Genomic DNA, 17,994 nt, shown 5'->3' on the forward strand with positions numbered 1-17,994 from the left:
CCGGGTGTCCTCAGGCACCCGGGGACGCGCTCGTTCCTGTCAGTTCAGATGCTGCGTCCGCGTCCGAAAATGAAGCTGCAGATCAGCAGGACCACAAAGATGAAGAACAGGATCTTGCCAAGATAGGCGAAGCTTCCCGCAAGTCCACCGAAGCCCAGTACACCTGCGATAAGGGCCAGAATCAGGAAAATGACAGTCCAGCGCAACAGGTCCATGATCAAGGTTCCATTCTTATGACGGGGCCACGGAAGTGACGCCACGGTTGGGATGTTCATTCCCTCAACGCGACGACCCGCGCAGAAGTTCAACACGAAAATAACATCGGCTTCATGTTGACCGGGGACGCGCCGCGTGAGGCCGATCAGGCGTCGTCATGATCCTTCCGAGTGTGATAGATCAGGATCTTCGACACGAGGGAGGCCCGATCTTTGGCTGAGTTTCGCAACCTGTATCGCCACGGCTTCGCGCGGCTCGCAGCCTGCACCGTTCCCGTGCGGCTTGCCGATCCCCAAGCCAACCTCGCCCGGATCATCGAGATGGCCGTGGTCTGCGACGGGCGGGGAGCCGCCATCGTCACCTTCCCGGAACTCTGTCTGTCAGGCTATGCCATCGAAGATCTGCACATGCAGGATGCTCTTCTGGACGCCGTGGAAGAGCAGTTGACAGACCTCGTCGAGGCCAGCCAGGCGTGGCGCTGCGTGATGGTCGTCGGCGCGCCGTTGCGACACGCGGATCGTCTCTTCAACACGGCTGTTATCGTGCAGCGTGGCCGCATTCTTGGCGTCGTCCCCAAATCCTATCTCCCCAATTACCGTGAATTCTACGAGGCGCGGCATTTCGCGCCGGGGATCGGGCGGCGTGGGGAAACAATACGGATCGGCCGTCATCACGTTCCGTTCGGAACAGACCTCCTGTTCGAGGCCGAGGATCTGCGCGGGCTGACGCTCGGCGTGGAAATCTGCGAGGATCTCTGGGTTCCCCAGCCTCCGGGGACGGCTCTGGCGCTCGCGGGCGCGACGATCATCGCGAACCCTTCCGCCAGCAACATCACGATCGGGAAATCCGAGGATCGCGATCTGCTGTGTCGTTCGCAATCGGCGCGAGCCTTGTGTGCTTATGTCTATGCGGCCGCGGGCGTGGGTGAGTCCACGACCGACGTGGCCTGGGACGGCCAGGTCTCGATTTACGAAGCCGGAAGGCTTCTGGCGCAATCGACACGTTTTCCCGAGGGCGCCGATTATGTGCTGGCGGATGTGGATCTGGATCTGTTGCGACAGGAACGGATGCGGATGGGGAGTTTTGGCGCGTGCGCGGATGCGAATGCCAAGATGGAATGGCGACGCATCGCATTCACCCTGACGCCCCCGACAGAGGATATCGGATTGCGGCGGGAGATCAGCCGCTTTCCGTTCGTTCCCAGCGACGATCGCAGGCTGGCACAGGACTGTTACGAAGCCTGGACGATTCAGGTGAGCGCTCTCACGCAGCGCATGCGCGCAAGCGGTGCGAGCCGCATGGTGATCGGCGTTTCCGGTGGACTGGACAGTTCGCTGGCCGTCGTCGTGGCGGCGCGCGTTGCCGATGAACTGGGCTGGGGACGCGATCATGTGGAAGCTTACACGATGCCCGGCTTCGCGACGGGCGGCGAAAGTCTGGGCTATGCCCATGCACTGATGAATGCCCTTGGCGTATCGGCACATGAACTCGATATCCGTCCGACGGCGACGCAAATGTTGCGAACGATCGGACATCCGGCCGGGGACGGCGCGCCAGTTTACGACATCACCTTTGAAAATATACAGGCGGGGTTAAGGACCGACTTCCTGTTCCGGATCGCCAACCAGAAAGACGGACTCGTGATCGGGACGGGCGATCTGTCCGAACTGGCTCTGGGTTGGTGCACCTATGGCGTCGGCGACCAGATGTCGCATTACAACGTCAATGCGGGGATGCCCAAGACACTCATCCAGCATCTGATCCGGTGGCTGGCCCGCGAACCGGAGACGACGGCGGCGGTATCTGAAATTCTTTCAAAGATCGTGAGCGCCGAAATTACGCCCGAACTGGTTCCGGGCGACGTGAAGGGAGTGCAAAGCACGGAAGAGAAGGTTGGCCCTTACGCGCTCCAGGACTTCAACCTGTTCTATACGCTGCGCTACGGCTTCGCACCGTCCAAGATCGCGTTCATGGCGGAGGTCGCATGGCGCGACCCGGCGCATGGCGCATGGCCTGCCCACTTTCCCGCCGAACGTCGGATCGCGTATGACCTCCCGCAGATCCGTCACTGGCTGGAAGTCTTCATCCGGCGTTTCTTTGGTTTCAGTCAGTTCAAGCGTTCAGCCATGCCGAACGGCCCGAAGCTGTCCCCCGGCGGCAGTCTGTCACCCCGTGGGGACTGGCGCGCTCCGTCCGACGGCAATGCCGAGGTCTGGCTCGAGGAACTCTTCCGCAACGTTCCGTAAGGTCGCTTGCCGCCGAGTCCAGATGGTCCTACGCCGCATGGGGACATTCAAGCCGGACACGCGACGGCGGGACTCGTCTCTCATGCAGAGAAAAAGGGAGCCCTGTGGCTCTGTTTTTATGTCCCGCCTTCGCTGGCCGTGGGACCGACCCAGCCAACGAAGGTGGAAAGACGGCCGCGCCTCAGGAAACTTCGATGACCCTTAGCGTGTTGGTCGAGCCGCGCTCGCCGAAAGGCAGGCCCGCCATTAGCACGATCTTGTCGCCGGTTTGGGCAAAATCTTCGCGCCGGGCGAGTTCGACGGCCTGATCGACCAGACCCTCGACTCCGAAAATCGGAATTTCCTGACCGACCGACTGGGCGCGGACACCCCACAACAGACAGAGGCGGCGCGCGACGTCATCGTCAGGCGTCAAAGCCAGAACGGGGCAGGTCGGGCGTTCGCGCGCGATTCGACGTGCACCCTGACCCGTGGCGGAATAGGCCACGATCGCCGACGCCGAGACCGCTTGTGCCAGCAGCCAGCCGGCTTCCGCGACGGCGCCCGCTGTGGAACCGTCATGCTCGGGGCGGAGCACATCGAAACGCGCCCGCCACTCAGGGTCGTTCTCGACCCGGCGCACCACGCGCGCCATGATTTCGACGGCCTCTTTGGGATAGTCGCCCGCCGCGCTCTCGGCGGACAGCATGACCGCATCGGCGCCGTCGAATACGGCGTTCGAAACGTCCGAGACTTCGGCGCGCGTCGGGCTGGGACTCGTGATCATGCTCTCCAGCATCTGGGTCGCCACGACAACGGGCTTGCCCTGCCGGCGTGCCTCGCGAATGGCCCGCTTCTGGGCCAGAGGCACTTCCTCGGGCGGCAATTCGACGCCCAGATCGCCACGCGCCACCATCACCGCGTCGGAAAGCGCGACGATTTCCGTCAGCGCATCCATGGCCTTGGGCTTTTCAAGCTTGGTCATGATCCAGGCGGCGCCATCCACCAGGTCGCGCGCTTCCTGCACGTCTTCCGGACGCTGCACGAAGGAGAGCGCGATATATTCGACGCCCAGCGACAGCGCGAAAGCGAGATCCTTGCGGTCTTTGGCCGTCAGGGCCGGGATCGGCAGGACCACGTCGGGCACGTTGACGCCCTTGCGGTCCGAAAGCGGGCCGCCAACCATGACTTCGGTATCGAGGTGGCTGTCGCTCTTGGAGAGGACTTTCAGCCGCAGCTTTCCGTCATCGAGCAGGAGCGACGAGCCCGGCTGGGCGGCGGCCAGAATTTCGGGATGCGGGAGGCAGACACGGGCGTTGTCGCCCGGCGTGCGGTCCAGATCGAGGCGGAAGTGCTCACCCTTCTGCAGGGTGATGCGACCATTGGCGAACGTTCCGACGCGCAGCTTCGGCCCCTGCATGTCCGCGAGAATGGCGATCGGACGATCGAGTTCGGCCTCGATATCCCGGATGGTCGCGTGCCGCTCCGCATGATCGTCATGCGAACCATGAGAAAAATTGAGACGGAACACGTTGGCTCCGGCGAGCGCGAGCGTGCGGATCATTTCACGCGAGGAGGACGCTGGCCCGAGCGTGGCCACAATCTTGGTTCTGCGAACGGAGGACTCGCGATGATCGCGATCGGAACTCGTCATTTTCTAACTCCCGCCTTGTGTAGCGAAAATCCTGTTCGAACTGTCAGGAAGGTTGGATGACCTCTCCCGGCAGTAGTCCCCAGAACAGTCTTCTCGGCAACCAGCCACTATAACCCTTGACGACAACGCGGCACCATCCGGAGCCTTGGGGACATTCCTTTATGTTACCGACCGTCCCAGGTTCCAGGACGGCGACGACGGCGCTGCCTTCGTCCGCACGTGCGAACAGAATGGAGTCGCCCTTGAGGTCGCGTGCTTCCTGCTCACTGGCGACATGTCCGGTGACACGCGCATCCGCCCGACCGATCACATCGCCTGCTTTCGCAGAAGCTTCACCCACGGCGGCGGTGCGGCCGGTGGGAGGTTCCCCCGGAATCACGAAGGTGCGCTGCCCCACGAGCGTGGCCTGATGGACCCAGCCTTTTGTGCCATCGGCATCCTCGACAAGACGCCACACGTCGAATTCCCGCTCGACTTTCACGGGGAGGCCGCGGCGGTGATAGACCCATTCGATCGGATAGCGCTGACCCGGTCCCTTGCGCATATAGACCTTGTCCGCCCGCATCGCGGCAAAGCGCGGCAGGGGCAGGCCGGTATTGGTGCCCTTGTCCTGCGGCCCTGTCGTCACGGCGTCGGGCGGCAACTGGTCGGTCGCGTCAGGCGCCACCGCGGCGGCTGTTCCCGCGCCCGCTGCCGCCGCTCCGGCTTTCACGGGCGGGGCGACATGAGCGTGGGCATGATGGGGATGACGGGCGGGCGGATCGTCCGCGTGAGCATGAGCGCTGGAGGCCGCCTTCTTGTGATGTCGGCTTTTGTGATGATCGCCGTCCGCATGAGCATGAGACTTCGCGGCTGTCGTCTCCCCGCCATGAGCCTTGGCATGGGCGTGCTTCGCGGTGGCGGATTTGCTCTTATGAGTCTCGGCGTGGGCGGTCGTTCCGGCTGCGACCAGCGACGCCAATGCGACCATGCAGGAAAGAAGACCATAGCGGCGATTCGTCATGGTTGCATGGGTGCCAAGTTGTCGGCCTGAGAGCAAGGGGGGCGTGCCGGAAGGCGGTGCATGTCTGTCATTGATTCACAGACCGAGGAACGGGCCGTTACCGGCACATTCGAGGAAATGAACCGCACCACGGACTTCCACGCCCTCGCATAACGCGGCCGCGTCCAGACCTGTCATGCGCATGCCCGCCTCGCACGCCATGAGCGTGCCTCCGAGATCGATGACGGCCTGCCGCAGGGTCGTGAAATCCGCCACGCCGCATCTCTGGAGGGCTTCGTCCTGTTCCGCGCCGTGGAGCCGGACCCATGTTTCGGCTGTCAGGGCGAGAACGCTTTGCCCTCCTGCGAAAAGAAGCACGTCCCGGCCGAGCGAGAGCGCGCTTGCCGCCATGACGAAAGCCTGGTGGGCGCGGGCGAAAGAGCGGTCGGACAGGGTGATGGCAAGGCGGCTCATGATGTGTGCTGTTCCGGTCGGGTTTCTCCGCATCCCGGACAGTGAGGGTCGCGCTCCAGCGAAAGATATCGAAAGCTGCCTTCCAGCGCGTCCCAGAGCAGGACGCGTCCCTGAAGACTCCGGCCCACACCCGTAATCTCCTTGAGTATTTCCGTGGCGGCCAATGTTCCGATGACACCCGTGACCGAGCCAAGGATTCCGGCCTGCCCGCATGTCAGTGCGTCGGCCTGTGTCATGTCGGGGTAGAGACACCGGTAACACGGACCTCCGAATTGCGGACGAAAGGTCGAAAGCTGGCCCTGAAACTGGGAGACGGCGCCCGAAACCAGCGTCTTTCCGGCGCGTACGCAGGCATCCGACACGGTCTGGCGCGTCGGGAAATTGTCCGATCCGTCAAAAACGAGATCGTAGCCCGCGATCAGGGCGTCCGCCGTAACGCTGTCCACATGGACGTCATGGCCGATGACGGTCGTCTCTTCGTTGAGAGCCGTGAGCCGCCGGTGCGCGGCTTCAACTTTGGACGTGCCGATCATGGAACCGTCAAAGACGATCTGACGTTGAAGATTTGTAAGGTCGACGTGATCGGCATCGACCAGCCCGATCGTTCCAACGCCTGCGGCGGCAAGATAGAGGGCGACCGGCGATCCAAGGCCGCCTGCGCCGATCAGGAGCACTCTGGCCTTTCGCAGACGCGCCTGTCCGATCGCACCCACCTGCGGCAGCAGGATGTGGCGGGAATATCGTCTGAGTTCATCAGGCGAGAAGTCCAGGTCGGGCGCGGCAGGATCGTTCATCGGGCCTATCATGATGGCAAGGACGGAAGAAAAGAAGGAATCGGTGTGGTTTTAGTTGAACTTCACGTAATGATGATGCCATTCTCCCGCCATGATTAAAACGCCGCGTCCGGACGGGCGATAAGGCCGTTGTCGCTGCCAAACAGGTCGTTCCGCTACAGAAGTGTAGCATCCTTCCATGCCGTGAAATGCTTTCAGTTCGAGACATGAGAGACTACAGACCATGAGACGCATCGCCCGCCTTCCACAGATGTCCGCTGCCGGCATTGCCGTCATGGCCCGGGCGTTGCCGCGAGCCCTTCCCGTTCCCCGTCGGCATCACATGGCTGTCGCGGCATTTCTGGTCGTGGTCGTGACCTATGCTCTCTCTCCGTTCATGGCGCTGTGGTCGGTCAATGATGCGTTGCTGGCGCACAATGCCGGTGCGCTTTCCAGCCATATCGACTGGAGTGCCCTGAATGCGAACCTCAAGAAAGACACGATCACCGAAATCCTCGGTCCCCCGCCCACCAATGACGATCTTCCGGATTTCGGGTCGGCCTTTGCCGCGGACGCTGTGTCTCACGCGATCGATACGCGGCTGACGCCCAACATGATCCTTGATCTGGCGGCCCGCATGATGCCGCCTTCGAGCCGCAGCGTCTCCTGGACCAGCCTGCTGTCGAGTATCTCGGCTCACTTTACGGGCCCCGACCGTTTCGAGGCCCGCCTCTACTCCGCGAGCGGCAAGCCGGAAGGCATTTTGCGGATGAAATTCGAGCATTGGCGTTGGCAGATTACAAGCGTGACGATGCCGAAGGCCGCCTGATCTCCATCATCTGCCAGATATCCTTCATCTGAAGGTTCGAGCCGCAAAAAAAATCCCCGCCGTTCCGAGAGGAGCGCGGGGATTTTTCGTTCAGGCCGGAGGAAGGTCTTCCTCAAGAACGATGATGTTGACGGCGTAGGATACTTCGCCTTCGTCTTCGTCGCGGTGAATGGTGCCAATCACCTCGTCATGCGCGGAAATTTCGACCGAAAGGCCGGGACGGGGAGGGGCATTGACCCGAAGGCTCGGGGAGCCCAGGAGGCGGCGCAGCGTGGTTTGCAGTCGCGTGATTTCCGACGCGGAAATGGCGGCCATGGCATTATGCTTTCGATCTGTGGGACGGACGCTGACGCACGTGCCCTGTGGTCTCTGCGTCGCTCTGTAGCAGCATCGACCCCGTTCGTGAAACCGGGAAGCGCGACCTTGCCCCGCAATCGCCGCCTTGCGGCCTCAGGACTGTCACATGGCCCCTGTCAGATCGCAGCATGGTCGCCAAATCATCCTTCCTCGTCCCGCTCTGGTCCGGCCTGATGCACCTGCTGCCGGTGCACGACAGTGCGCAGGCCGTTCTGCTGCGCGAAACCGGGCGTTACGAAACACCGCAGACGCTGACCGACGGGCGACGCTGGTCATCCTTTGCGCGCGACCTCGCCGCGGGCAATCCGGCTCTCGACCCTTCGGTGACACTCACTTTTCTTCATGAGGCTCCGAAGTCCGCCATATCAGGTCTCCAGACAGCCCTGCGTCAGCGTCTCATGCATGATGAGCGCGAGGGCCTTCGCCTGCTCGATCCGGCTCACAGAAGCTCATTCGGAGGTCGGGAGGTTTGTGATGGCGGCTCACTCCGTTGGAAGCGCGTCATGGCGTCGCGTCTCGCGCAGGATCATGATCTGGAGACGGCCTTCCAGCGTCAGGACTGCACGGAAGCCCTTTCCGGCAAGGCACCCTGACCGCACAAGCTGCTTCATGACGACAGATTATCGAAGGCATGTCCTAAAATTTATGTGATCGTATCATTTGTGGTGCTATTTATAACTGATCATATGTTATCTGTTGGATCCAGATGGTTTCCTGTCCGTCCCTTCCAGCAAGACAGCAGATATGCATGCCATGTTCCTATCCAGAAACAAGACTGAATGGCCCGCCGGCACTCAGACCCTCGGTCGTGGTCTCTCCATCGTCCACGCGGTCAGCAACGGCGCCTCGACGCTCACCGAACTGGGACGCGCCGTAGGATGCACGCGCAGCACCACGCAGCGACTGGCATCCGCGCTATTGCGGCAGGGCTGGCTAAGGCTCAATCCGTCGGGACGTTACGTCCTGGGGCCGCAGTTGTCCCGACTGGCGAGTCAGGCTCAATCCGGAACGCCGCTGGCTATTCTATGTCGTCCCGTTCTGCAGGATCTTGCGGACCGAACGCGTGACGCCATTCTTCTGGCGTCCCGGGAAGAAGACAGTTTCGAATGTCTGGATCGCATCGAGAGCCGAAGAGAGGCCGAGACTCGTTTGCGACCGGGTCAACGCGCGCTCCTCGCCTCGTCGGGTCTGGGGCAGGCGCTGCTGATCGACGAGGACGTGGAAGACTGGGCCGATCAGTTTGCCATCGCCTATGGCGAGGACAAGTCGCCCGATGCCTGGATTGACGCGATGCATGCCCATCGTGCGCGGGGTTGCGTCTTTGATTTCGATGTAAGCGAGGCGGGTTCGCGCAGTGTCGCCGTTCCCTTGCGTGACGGCCACAACACCATTGTTGGCGCGATCTGTCTGACGGCGCCTTCGGCCTTCATGGGAGAGGCCCGTGTTCGTACGCTCGCGCCGATTGTCATGCATGCGGCTCATGAGATTTCAGCGAAGCTGGGATGGCAGCCGACCGCCCACGCGGCTGAGTAGATCGGAAATCCTGACCTTTCTGGTCGATCGACTTTGAGACGACGCGCTCCGCTGCCTCCATTGTGATCGTTTTTCTGGTCAGGAGGCGGCTGGTTGATCGATCAAGTGTTTCGTCGCCGGTGGCGCCGGAGTGGTTGGACGCCCTCCCATATAGAATCTCGTGGGGCATGGGTGTCGCGCTGCACTTGTCATTGACCCGACGCGCCCATTCGGGGGATTCCCTGCAAAGACATTTCACACGAACGACCTATGCGATCCTGTGCTCAGAAGCTCGCGGTGCCGTGGTTGATCAGGAGCAGAAAAAGCTGCCGCAGTCCCGGTACGATAATAAATTGAAGCACCAGCAGCACGACGAGGGGCGAGAAGTCCATCATCCCCGTGCGTGGAAGCATGTTGCGAACCGGTGCCAACACGGGCTCCGTGACCCGATTGAAGAAATCGGCTGCCGACCATACAAGCCGGTTTCGCGGATCAAGGACTCCGAACGCAAGCAGCATGCTTAACAGGCACGACAGAATGAGTGCCCATGTGAAAAGCTTTATGACAAGCATGAGAAGATTGAAAATCGTCAGCAGAAGCACGGCATCTGACCTTTGGTCGCGCGGTCGAAGGAGACAGGATCCGAAGAGTAGCCCCGAGCGGTCCCGACCTCAACAGCAGGGTACAGTCTCTCTTTTGCGCCGGGCATGATCTTCCCGTCCCGGACATCCTCGCGAAGGGAGTTGACTTGGGCGAAAACCGGTTTATGTAGCTTAGCGCACCGTGGGGCTGTAGCTCAGATGGGAGAGCGCCTCGTTCGCAATGAGGAGGTCAGGGGTTCGATTCCCCTCAGCTCCACCATGGTGTTTTTCTCCTTATAAAGGATTGGTTTCGCGGCCACGTCCACGATGGCGGGATCGGATATCGGCGATAGCCGTTCCATCGACGAGCTTCCTGGCGAGAGGGGCCGCGGCTTCGGAACTCCTGCTGTCCGTCGCCAGTCTTCATGACTGTCGGATGCTGGAGTCCCTTCCGGATGCGATGCTTTCCATCCAGGGATAAAAAGGACGATGACAGCGTCGCTTCATCGTTCACTACAAACGCGAAGCCGATATCGACCTCTCTTTCACGCTGATCGTTTGACCTGCTTCTCCGGCCTCAATCCTAGTGGATTGAGTTTTCCGCGTCCCTGCGGGATATATCGGAACGATCATCACATTCACGAACTGATAAGAGAGAACTACGTGAGCCGAACGCCACGCGAGTCCGAGCTTGAACTGGCGCAGGCGGACCTGACGGACCAGATAAACTCTCTTCATCGCAGCACGACGGCTACGAAAGAAGACTGGGATTTGCTCGCTGTGCGCGCGAAAGCGGTCAATGACCAGCTCACTGCGATCCGCACGCCTGATGCCCGTCTCACGCAACGGGTGACGATCTATCAGGTCGGGGCCGGGATCACCGTCGCGTTGATTGCGGCGACGACGCTTTACTACACGTTCAAGGTTCCCCATGTTAAAGAGGTCTACCTCCAGAAAGGAGAAGTGACATGCAGTCCGACCAAACCCGGTTCATGTATACTGTCTGGATCGGCGCTGTGGCGCTCGCCGTCATCTACGCCGTAGCGCTGTTCCACTAGAGACGCGACATTCCCCAGACTCCTCTCGCTGCCCATGTCGGCATAAGCGGGAATACCGGCCCTGCTGACAAAAGGCTGCGGTCCGCTGCGATGATTGAGCCCGTTTCGAGCGGGAGGTCCGGGATCGGTAAGGTTCGGGGGGTGGACATCCCGTTCATCAAGGATGACAGGAATGTCCTTATGGCGGCGTTAGGGAAACGTCGGCCGCCTTTGTCCCGTCAGTTCGCGTGGGGCGGAGCTGCCTGCATCACGAAATGCAGTTCACCGCCTTTGAGAATGTCCTGCTGGCGCAGATGGATCAGGTCCACGGCTTTGCCGTTGAGCGTCACGCTGCGTACATACGGATGGGCGTCGTCCAGATAGTCGGCCACCATCGTGAAAGTCCGGCCATTCTGCAGATGGATCACCGCCCTGGGCACGAAGGGGCGACCGACGACATACTCGTTACTGGCGGGCGTGACCGGGTAGAAGCCCAACGCCGTATAGATATACCAGGCCGACATCTGGCCGAGGTCGTCATTGCCCGCCAGCCCGTCGGGGCGGCCCGAATACTGGGTATCCATGATCTGCTTTAGGCGTTGCTGGGCTTTCCAGGGAGCTCCGGCATAATCATAGAGATAGGCGACGTGATGACCGGGTTCGTTGCCGTGCGCATACCATCCGATCAGGCCGGTGATATCCTCGACATTCTTGAAGATCGCCGGATCGACCTTCGTATCGAACAGGGCATCGAGCTTGGCGACGAATTTCGCATTGCCGCCCATCGCCGAGATCATCGCGGGGACATCCTGCGGCACGTACCACGAATACTGCCACGCATTCCCCTCGGTATAATCCGTGCCATAACCTGCGGAGCCGGGATCGAACGGCGTCCTGAATTCCCCATGGCTCAGCCGTGCGCGCATGAACCCGCTTTTCGGATCCCAGACGTTCCGCCAGTTGGTTGAGCGTTTCTCGAATTCCCTGGCGATGTCCGTCTTGCCCATGGCCTTGGCCATTTGCGCCAGAGACCAGTCATCATAGGCATATTCGAGCGTCTTGGATGCGCCTTCGGGTTCCCTGTCGATGGGGACATAGCCCATTTTCATGTAGTCCTTGAGATCGCCGTACGCGCTGTATGTGGCGCTGGAGACCATGGCCTTGAGCGCGGCCTTCGCGTCAAAGCCACGCACGCCCGCGAGATAGGCATTCGCGATGACCGGCACTGCATGGTAGCCGACCATGCACCACGTCTCCAGTCCCTGGTACGCCCAGATCGGCAGGACGCCGAACGGGCTGTCCTGCTGCGATGCGATGAGCGAACGCACGAACTGCGAACTCAGGTCCGGTCGCAGGAGCGCCAGAAGCGGCTGTTGGGCACGATAGACGTCCCAAAGCGACCAGGTCGAGTAAAAGTCAAAGCCGTCCGCCTTGTGGACCTCGTAGTCAGGCCCGCGATATTCGCCGTTGACGTCCATGCTCAGCGTCGGCGCGAGCATGGTGTGATACATCGCCGTGTAGAACTGGGTGCGCTGGGCCGCCGTGCCGGACACGTCGATGATCGAAAGCGCCCTGTTCCATGTGGTCGTGGCGTTCGCCCGTTGGGCGTCGAAGTCCCAGCCCTGGCCTTCCTGGTCGAGATTGGCGATGGCGTTCGCTTCGCTGACCGGCGAGATCGCGGTCTTGACCAGCAGAGGCTTGTCCAGCGTGCCGAAATCAAACACGCCTTCCAGGGCGCGTCCGCTCGATGCGTCCTGATCCACCGGTTGATTGCCAGGCCCCCGGAAGCCCCGATAGGTCACATTCGTTTCGCGATTGTAAAGCGCGCGCGTGATGAGCGGTTGCGAGAAGCGCATGGCAAAGCACAGCACGCGTCCCGGTGCCCAGCCACGTGTCGTGCGACAACCGGTGATCGTGCCGTCCTGGCGGACACGGAGGTTCGACCACAGCACCTTGCCCGGGTAATCGTAAATGCTCGGGCGAAAATCCAGCAGCAGATGGGCCGGTTTATGAGCGGGAAACGTATAGCGATGCCAGCCTACGCGACGGTTCGCGGTCAACTCGGCATGGATGTCGTAATCGCTGAGCTTCACGCCGTAATAACCGGCTTCCTCGACTTCGTCGTCATGACTGAAGCGGGATCGGTAGCCGCTGCCGGGTTTCGTCGCATCGCCCGGATCGAGTTTCACCTCGCCCGCGATGGGCATCACCAGAACGTCGCCCAGATCGGAATGGCCCGCCCCTGAAAAATGCGTATGTGAAAACCCCATGATGGTGGGGTCGTTATATTGATAGCCCCCCGCGTGATCGTACGCATGTTTGAAATCCGGCATCGCCGTATCCGGCGAAAGCTGGATCATGCCGAACGGCACGGTCGCGCCCGGAAATGTGTGTCCGGGGCCCCCCGTGCCGATACGAGGATCGACAGATGCCGCCGGTCCGGTGTCAGCGAAAGCAGGCTTGCCGGTGACTGTCAGGGCGAGGGCCAGAGCCGCTGGCAGACACGGCAATATCGTGGGGCGCTTCATGGATGACCTTGGCTCGAAATTGAAATCGTTTCGAACGATAGATGAAAATGCCCGGTGATCGAAGTCTGTTCGGAAGAAAATGACGATCATGTCTCAAACGTTATGAAGCGCCGTTATCTTCGGTGTTCCTGGCATGACGTCCGTTCGATCGTTCCTGTCAGCGCCTCGGATAGCCGCAGGACTTCCATGCCGGTGAAGGCGCGGGCTGGCATGATGATCGTATTGCGGAGCTCAGCACTCGATATCGAGGCCGATATCGAGTGCCGTAACGCTGTGCGTGAGCCAGCCGAGCGAGAGAATATCGACGCCGGTTTCGGCGATGGACCGGGCCGTGCGGGGCGTGATGCCGCCGGACGCCTCGGCGATCGCCTTGCCGTCGATCATGCGCACGGCTTCGCGCAGCATGTCCGGCGGCATGTTGTCGAGGAGATAGGCGTCCGCGCCCCCCGCCGCGATGGCCTCACCGAGCTGTTCCAGCGTATCGACCTCGAGTTCGATCGTCATGAGATGACCGGCCCGGCGACGTGCGCCGTCCAGGGCGGGTTTCACCCCCCCGCACAAGGCCAGATGATTGTCCTTGATCAGGATGGCATCGTCGAGACGATAGCGATGGTTCGATCCGCCGCCCGCCATGACGGCATATTTCTGAAAGGCGCGCAGACCGGGAAGCGTCTTGCGGGTGCAGCAGATGCGCGTCTTCGTGCCTTCCGTGGCGCGGACGACCTCATGGGTCGCCGTGGCGATGCCGCTCAGGTGGGAGAGCAGATTGAGCGCCGTGCGTTCGCCTCCGAGCACGGTCTCCGCGCCCGCTTCGATCGTGGCGATGACGTCGCCGGGTGCGAGCAGGGCGCCATCCTCACGCGCCACGTCAAGGTGCGCCTTCGGGTCCAGCAACGTGAAGGCCAGTCGCGCCGCGCTCAACCCGGCGACGACGCCCGGTGCGCGCGCGCGGAAGGTGGCGCGCAGTGTTTGCCCCGGTCGCATGACCGCCTGGGTGGTCACATCGCCCCCGACGCCCAGATCCTCCAGAAGCCCCGTGCGGACGATGGGTTCCCACATGATGTCGGGCAGGGAAAACACGGCCATCAGACAAACTCCTCGGACATGCGACAAAGCGCCGCCATGGTTTCCGGCCCCTGCCGGAAGCGCTGGGGTAACCCGGTTTGCGGAAAATCGCTGCGCCAGTGGCTGCCCCGGCTTTCACGGCGGCGCCATGCGGCCTGGGCGATGAGTGCTCCGATCAGCGCATGATCATCCGTCGCGACGCGCGGCGCCAGCGCGTTCAGCAGCCGGGTCAGTCCCGCCTCGTCCCGCAGCAGCCCGGCCTCCGCGCTCATCAGGCGGCCGACATCGCCGTGTTGATGAAGGGGGGGCTGATGAAGGGTAGGCGGCGAAAGCGCGGGCGAATGCGTCGTTGAGAGCGGATGGTTGGCGATGTCCCCGGCAACGTTCCGACCCGTGACGAACGCTTCAAGCAGCGAATTGCTGGCGAGCCGGTTCGCGCCGTGCAGGCCCGTGCAGGCGGCTTCCCCGCAGGCCCACAGGCCCGCAAGCGTCGAACGGCCATGCCCGTCCACCGCGATGCCCCCCATATGATAATGCACGGCTGGCGCCACAGGGATCGGCATGGTGGCGGGGTCGATGCCTTCGGCCCGGCAGACTTGCGTGATTCCGGGGAAATGGGCCGCGAACTTCGCGCCCAGCGCCAGACGGGCGTCGAGGAAAACACGATGACCCGCGCGCCGGTGCGCGGCGATGGCGCGCGCCACGACATCGCGCGGCGCGAGTTCTTCCGTAAAGCGCGCGCCGGTCTCGTCGATCAGAACAGCGCCAGCGCCTCGCACCGCTTCGCTGATGAGCGGACGCTGCCCGGCGCGGCCCGTATCGAGGGCCGTGGGGTGGAACTGCACGAATTCCATATCACCCAGCGCCGCCCCGGCGCGGATGGCGACGGCCAGTCCCCGGCCGGTATTGCCGCGTGGGCTGGTGGCCTCGGTGTAAAGTGCGCCCACGCCGCCGGACGCGATGACGCACGCCCCGGTCGGGAGATAGGAATCATGACCCCCATGCCTGATCCACACGCCCTCGACGCGGCCTTCGGGCGCATGCACCGCTTCCAGCGAGGCGCCTTCCAGCACCGTGATGCGGGGTGTCTCGCGGATGCGGCGGATCAACGCGTCCATGATGGCGGCGCCAGAGCGGTCTCCCCAGCCATGGGCGATGCGCGGATGGCTGTGCGCGGCTTCGAGATGAAGATCGAAGCTTCCATCCGTGCGCCGGTCAAACGCGACGCCCCAGTCCGCAAGCTGTTGCACCGCGTTCGGGGCGGCCTCGGTCATGGCGCGCACGACATCCGGATCGCACAGTCCCGCGCCCGCGGCGAGCGTATCGGCGGCATGCAGGGCCGGTGAGTCGCCCGGTCCCAGGGCGGCGGCGATTCCACCCTGCGCCAGACTGCTGGCCGTATCCGTGCCCAGCGGTGTGGGCGTCAGGACGATGCACGGGCCGTCCATATGCAACGCGACCGATAGCCCCGCGAGGCCGCCGCCCGCGATGACCGGCTGTCCGGCAAGCTTTGGGCTGGCAAGCTTTAGACCGGCAGGCGTCGACCCGGCAAGCCTCGAAGGCATGGACCCGCTCATCGCCTCAGATGGCCAGCATCCGCTCCACGGAGCGACGCGCGGGCAGGAAATGCTCCTGCGGAATTTCGACCTGCTGCGTCATGGTCTCCAGCGCATGGCGGATGGCCGGCAGGGTGATGCGCTTCATGTGCGGGCAGAGATTGCACGGACGCACGAACTGCGTGGCCGGGAACAGGGCCGCGAGATTGTCGCTCATCGAGCATTCGGTGACGAGGAGCACCTTCTCGGGATGCCGGTCGGCCACGAAGTCCAGCATGCCGGCGGTCGATCCCGCGTAATCCGCTTCCGCGACCACTTCCGGCGGGCATTCCGGATGCGCCAGCACGATGACGCCCTGGTGCATCCGGCGATACTGGCGGATCTCCTGTGGCGTGAAACGTTCATGCACTTCGCAATGTCCCGGCCAGGTAATCATCTCGATGCCGGTCTCGTTCTGGATGTTGCGGGCGAGAAACTCGTCGGGAATCATGATGATGCGCGACGTGTTCCATTCCCGGGCGACCGTTTCGACGACACGCTTGGCATTGCCCGATGTGCAGCACACATCCGTTTCGGCTTTCACGGCTGCCGATGAATTCACATAGGTCACCACCGGTACGCCGGGATTGGCCCGCTTCAGGGCGCGGATATTTTCTGCCGTGATCGACTCCGCCAGAGAGCAGCCCGCCCGTTCGTCCGGGATCAGGACCGTCTTTTCCGGGTTCATGAGCTTGGCGGTTTCGGCCATGAAGTGGACGCCCGCCATGACGATCACCGAAGCCTCCGTATTCTGGGCCTCGCGGGCGAGAGCCAGGCTGTCGCCGCGAATGTCCGAAATGCAGTGGAAGATCTCGGGCGTTTGGTAGTTATGGGCGAGAATCACGGCGTTGCGTTCGCGCTTGAGGCGAAGGATGGCCTCGATATCGTCAGCGAAACGCGCTTCCCAGTCGGGTCGTGTCATCACGCGCTCGACGGGCGCGAAAAGGGCATCGCGAGATGGAAGATCGATGGGCGCGAACTGGTCCATTGTTCCCCTCCATTTATGCTCACTTTGAGCATAATCGGGATAAGACGAAACTCGTCTTTACGAATTGGTCCGTGACGCCGTTCTGTCAAGCACACTCTTGCGTGAAGCTTGCCGGCGACGTGCGACAGGCGTCCCGGCGTTGACAGGGCTTCGCGCCCGGTGTTATCAGCCCGCCCTGCGTGAACCGGTAGCTCAGCCGGTAGAGCATTCGACTTTCAATGGGAGCGCTGCGGGGAAACCCGTTGCTGAACAGACCTTAAATTCGGTGAACGCTCTGACCTTCCGGGTCGTGCCAATACCGAGCCAATCCCGACTCAGGTCGGGCAGGTGTAGAGACTTGACAGGGTCCACCTAACGGCTTCGGCCCATGGTGAAGATAAAGTCCAGACCACGAACCTTCGGGGCGGCGAAAGTCGAAGTGGTACGTAATCGAATGGTCGTGGGTTCGAGTCCCACCCGGTTCACCATGGTTCCAAATGTCCGCCGCTTGCTCACGACTCCGCATGGCGCTTGCACACAGCCCGCGTTGTTGACAGGCTTTACCTGCGTGTTCCGCTTGGAAACCGGCAGGGAGATCCCTCATGTCGTTTGGCAACAATGCGTTTCGTCTCCTCACGCGTTATGCGCTGGCCTACCAGATCGAGGAATGGGGCTGGCAGGTCGGGCCGCACAGCTATGGATCGCCGAACGTCATCGAGGCGGGCGAGGCCGGGCTGACGATCGGCGACTACGTCTCGATCGGCCCGAATGTCACGATCATTCTCGGCAACCATCGCCTCGACCTCGTGACCACCTATCCGTTCAGGACACTGTCCCATTTCTGGCCCGCCGCCGCCGAAGGTCAGGCGGACCACGCCACCAAGGGCGATATCGTCATCGGCAATGATGTCTGGATCGGCGCGAATGCAACCATCATGTCCGGCGTCACGATCGGCGACGGCGCCGTGATCGCCGCGAACGCTCTGGTCACGAAGAACGTACTGCCCTACGCCATCGTGGGAGGCAATCCCGCCCGGGTGATCCGCTTTCGCTTCACCGAGGACATCGTATCGCGGCTTCTGGCTCTGGCCTGGTGGAACTGGCCGGAGGATGTTCTGGCCCGGCGACTCGCGCATCTCATGAGCGACGATATCGAGGCCTTCCTGACACTTTACGAACCGCCCTCGCCGGATTGATCC

The 17,994-nt window shown here is 62.2% G+C and carries 17 protein-coding genes and 1 tRNA gene; 7 read left to right on the forward strand and 11 right to left on the reverse strand.

Annotated elements, in window-relative coordinates:
• Positions 1-44 precede the first annotated feature (44 nt).
• A complete protein-coding gene (locus PWM43_RS09385) occupies positions 45-215 on the reverse strand; it encodes a DUF1328 domain-containing protein (protein ID WP_289842229.1) in 171 nt (56 codons plus the stop codon).
• A gap of 213 nt (positions 216-428) precedes the next feature.
• On the opposite strand from PWM43_RS09385, the gene PWM43_RS09390 reads away from it, so the two are divergent.
• Entirely contained in the window at positions 429-2,462 is a 2,034-nt protein-coding gene (locus PWM43_RS09390; protein WP_289842230.1) for an NAD(+) synthase, read from the forward strand.
• 181 nt (positions 2,463-2,643) lie between these two features.
• On the opposite strand, the gene pyk is transcribed toward PWM43_RS09390, so the two are convergent.
• From pyk to PWM43_RS09410, 4 genes are all read right to left on the reverse strand, one after another.
• Positions 2,644-4,095 (reverse strand): pyruvate kinase, encoded by a 1,452-nt coding sequence (gene pyk, locus PWM43_RS09395; protein ID WP_289842231.1) that lies wholly within the window; start codon positions 4,093-4,095, stop codon positions 2,644-2,646.
• Between the two features lie 43 nt (positions 4,096-4,138).
• Positions 4,139-5,098, reverse strand: a complete 960-nt coding sequence (locus PWM43_RS09400) for an SH3 domain-containing protein (RefSeq protein WP_289842232.1) — start codon at positions 5,096-5,098, stop codon at positions 4,139-4,141.
• Positions 5,099-5,173: 75 nt separating this feature from the next.
• The gene (locus PWM43_RS09405) at positions 5,174-5,551 is read right to left on the reverse strand and encodes a DsrE family protein (protein ID WP_317134986.1); all 378 of its coding nucleotides are present in this window, start codon (positions 5,549-5,551) and stop codon (positions 5,174-5,176) included.
• Positions 5,548-6,345 carry a HesA/MoeB/ThiF family protein gene (locus tag PWM43_RS09410; protein WP_289842233.1) on the reverse strand — a complete coding sequence of 266 codons (798 nt, stop codon included), beginning with the start codon at positions 6,343-6,345 and terminating at the stop codon, positions 5,548-5,550. Before PWM43_RS09410 ends, PWM43_RS09405 begins: the two co-directional genes overlap by 4 nt.
• A gap of 223 nt (positions 6,346-6,568) precedes the next feature.
• Between PWM43_RS09410 and PWM43_RS09415 the strand changes: the two genes are divergently transcribed.
• Entirely contained in the window at positions 6,569-7,153 is a 585-nt protein-coding gene (locus tag PWM43_RS09415; protein ID WP_289842234.1) for a DUF2939 domain-containing protein, read from the forward strand.
• Between the two features lie 90 nt (positions 7,154-7,243).
• Here the strand turns inward: PWM43_RS09415 and PWM43_RS09420 are convergent, their stop codons facing one another.
• Positions 7,244-7,468 (reverse strand): DUF3126 family protein, encoded by a 225-nt coding sequence (locus tag PWM43_RS09420; protein WP_289842235.1) that lies wholly within the window; start codon positions 7,466-7,468, stop codon positions 7,244-7,246.
• Positions 7,469-7,638: 170 nt separating this feature from the next.
• Between PWM43_RS09420 and PWM43_RS09425 the strand changes: the two genes are divergently transcribed.
• Positions 7,639-8,103 (forward strand): hypothetical protein, encoded by a 465-nt coding sequence (locus tag PWM43_RS09425; protein WP_289842236.1) that lies wholly within the window; start codon positions 7,639-7,641, stop codon positions 8,101-8,103.
• 160 nt (positions 8,104-8,263) lie between these two features.
• Positions 8,264-9,043, forward strand: coding sequence for an IclR family transcriptional regulator (locus PWM43_RS09430; RefSeq protein WP_289842237.1), 780 nt, complete (start codon positions 8,264-8,266; stop codon positions 9,041-9,043).
• A gap of 263 nt (positions 9,044-9,306) precedes the next feature.
• On the opposite strand, the gene PWM43_RS09435 is transcribed toward PWM43_RS09430, so the two are convergent.
• On the reverse strand, positions 9,307-9,624 hold the full coding sequence (locus PWM43_RS09435) for a YggT family protein (protein ID WP_289842238.1): 318 nt from the start codon (positions 9,622-9,624) through the stop codon (positions 9,307-9,309).
• Between the two features lie 183 nt (positions 9,625-9,807).
• On the opposite strand from PWM43_RS09435, the gene PWM43_RS09440 reads away from it, so the two are divergent.
• Together PWM43_RS09440 and PWM43_RS09445 are read left to right on the forward strand one after the other, a co-directional pair.
• A tRNA-Ala gene (locus tag PWM43_RS09440) sits at positions 9,808-9,883 on the forward strand.
• A 383-nt stretch (positions 9,884-10,266) separates the two neighbouring features.
• A complete protein-coding gene (locus PWM43_RS09445) occupies positions 10,267-10,647 on the forward strand; it encodes a hypothetical protein (RefSeq protein WP_289842239.1) in 381 nt (126 codons plus the stop codon).
• Between the two features lie 232 nt (positions 10,648-10,879).
• On the opposite strand, the gene PWM43_RS09450 is transcribed toward PWM43_RS09445, so the two are convergent.
• The 4 genes from PWM43_RS09450 to nadA form a co-directional block, all read right to left on the reverse strand.
• Positions 10,880-13,168, reverse strand: a complete 2,289-nt coding sequence (locus PWM43_RS09450) for a GH92 family glycosyl hydrolase (protein ID WP_289842240.1) — start codon at positions 13,166-13,168, stop codon at positions 10,880-10,882.
• Positions 13,169-13,399: 231 nt separating this feature from the next.
• A complete protein-coding gene (gene nadC / locus PWM43_RS09455) occupies positions 13,400-14,254 on the reverse strand; it encodes a carboxylating nicotinate-nucleotide diphosphorylase (protein WP_289842241.1) in 855 nt (284 codons plus the stop codon).
• Complete coding sequence (locus PWM43_RS09460; RefSeq protein WP_289842242.1) at positions 14,254-15,798, reverse strand: L-aspartate oxidase; 1,545 nt, start codon at positions 15,796-15,798, stop codon at positions 14,254-14,256. Before PWM43_RS09460 ends, nadC begins: the two co-directional genes overlap by 1 nt.
• Before the next feature lie 16 nt (positions 15,799-15,814).
• A complete protein-coding gene (gene nadA / locus PWM43_RS09465) occupies positions 15,815-16,816 on the reverse strand; it encodes a quinolinate synthase NadA (RefSeq protein WP_289842243.1) in 1,002 nt (333 codons plus the stop codon).
• Positions 16,817-17,397: 581 nt separating this feature from the next.
• On the opposite strand from nadA, the gene PWM43_RS09470 reads away from it, so the two are divergent.
• On the forward strand, positions 17,398-17,991 hold the full coding sequence (locus PWM43_RS09470) for a CatB-related O-acetyltransferase (RefSeq protein ID WP_289842244.1): 594 nt from the start codon (positions 17,398-17,400) through the stop codon (positions 17,989-17,991).
• The last annotated feature ends 3 nt before the right edge of the window (positions 17,992-17,994 follow it).

It is taken from the genome of Brytella acorum (assembly GCF_029309905.1).
Taxonomy (GTDB): domain Bacteria; phylum Pseudomonadota; class Alphaproteobacteria; order Acetobacterales; family Acetobacteraceae; genus Brytella; species Brytella acorum.

Excerpts from the sequence above, each read along its gene's own strand:
- nadC (WP_289842241.1), bottom strand. The coding sequence starts at position 14,254 with ATGGCCGTGTTTTCCCTGCCCGACATCATGTGGGAACCCATCGTCCGC.
- PWM43_RS09410 (WP_289842233.1), bottom strand. The coding sequence starts at position 6,345 with ATGAACGATCCTGCCGCGCCCGACCTGGACTTCTCGCCTGATGAACTC.
- PWM43_RS09450 (WP_289842240.1), bottom strand. The coding sequence starts at position 13,168 with ATGAAGCGCCCCACGATATTGCCGTGTCTGCCAGCGGCTCTGGCCCTC.
- PWM43_RS09460 (WP_289842242.1), bottom strand. The coding sequence starts at position 15,798 with ATGCCTTCGAGGCTTGCCGGGTCGACGCCTGCCGGTCTAAAGCTTGCC.
- PWM43_RS09420 (WP_289842235.1), bottom strand. The coding sequence starts at position 7,468 with ATGGCCGCCATTTCCGCGTCGGAAATCACGCGACTGCAAACCACGCTG.
- PWM43_RS09400 (WP_289842232.1), bottom strand. The coding sequence starts at position 5,098 with ATGACGAATCGCCGCTATGGTCTTCTTTCCTGCATGGTCGCATTGGCG.
- PWM43_RS09470 (WP_289842244.1), top strand. The coding sequence starts at position 17,398 with ATGTCGTTTGGCAACAATGCGTTTCGTCTCCTCACGCGTTATGCGCTG.
- pyk (WP_289842231.1), bottom strand. The coding sequence starts at position 4,095 with ATGACGAGTTCCGATCGCGATCATCGCGAGTCCTCCGTTCGCAGAACC.
- PWM43_RS09405 (WP_317134986.1), bottom strand. The coding sequence starts at position 5,551 with ATGAGCCGCCTTGCCATCACCCTGTCCGACCGCTCTTTCGCCCGCGCC.
- PWM43_RS09415 (WP_289842234.1), top strand. The coding sequence starts at position 6,569 with ATGAGACGCATCGCCCGCCTTCCACAGATGTCCGCTGCCGGCATTGCC.
- nadA (WP_289842243.1), bottom strand. The coding sequence starts at position 16,816 with ATGGACCAGTTCGCGCCCATCGATCTTCCATCTCGCGATGCCCTTTTC.
- PWM43_RS09385 (WP_289842229.1), bottom strand. The coding sequence starts at position 215 with ATGGACCTGTTGCGCTGGACTGTCATTTTCCTGATTCTGGCCCTTATC.
- PWM43_RS09425 (WP_289842236.1), top strand. The coding sequence starts at position 7,639 with ATGGTCGCCAAATCATCCTTCCTCGTCCCGCTCTGGTCCGGCCTGATG.
- PWM43_RS09430 (WP_289842237.1), top strand. The coding sequence starts at position 8,264 with ATGTTCCTATCCAGAAACAAGACTGAATGGCCCGCCGGCACTCAGACC.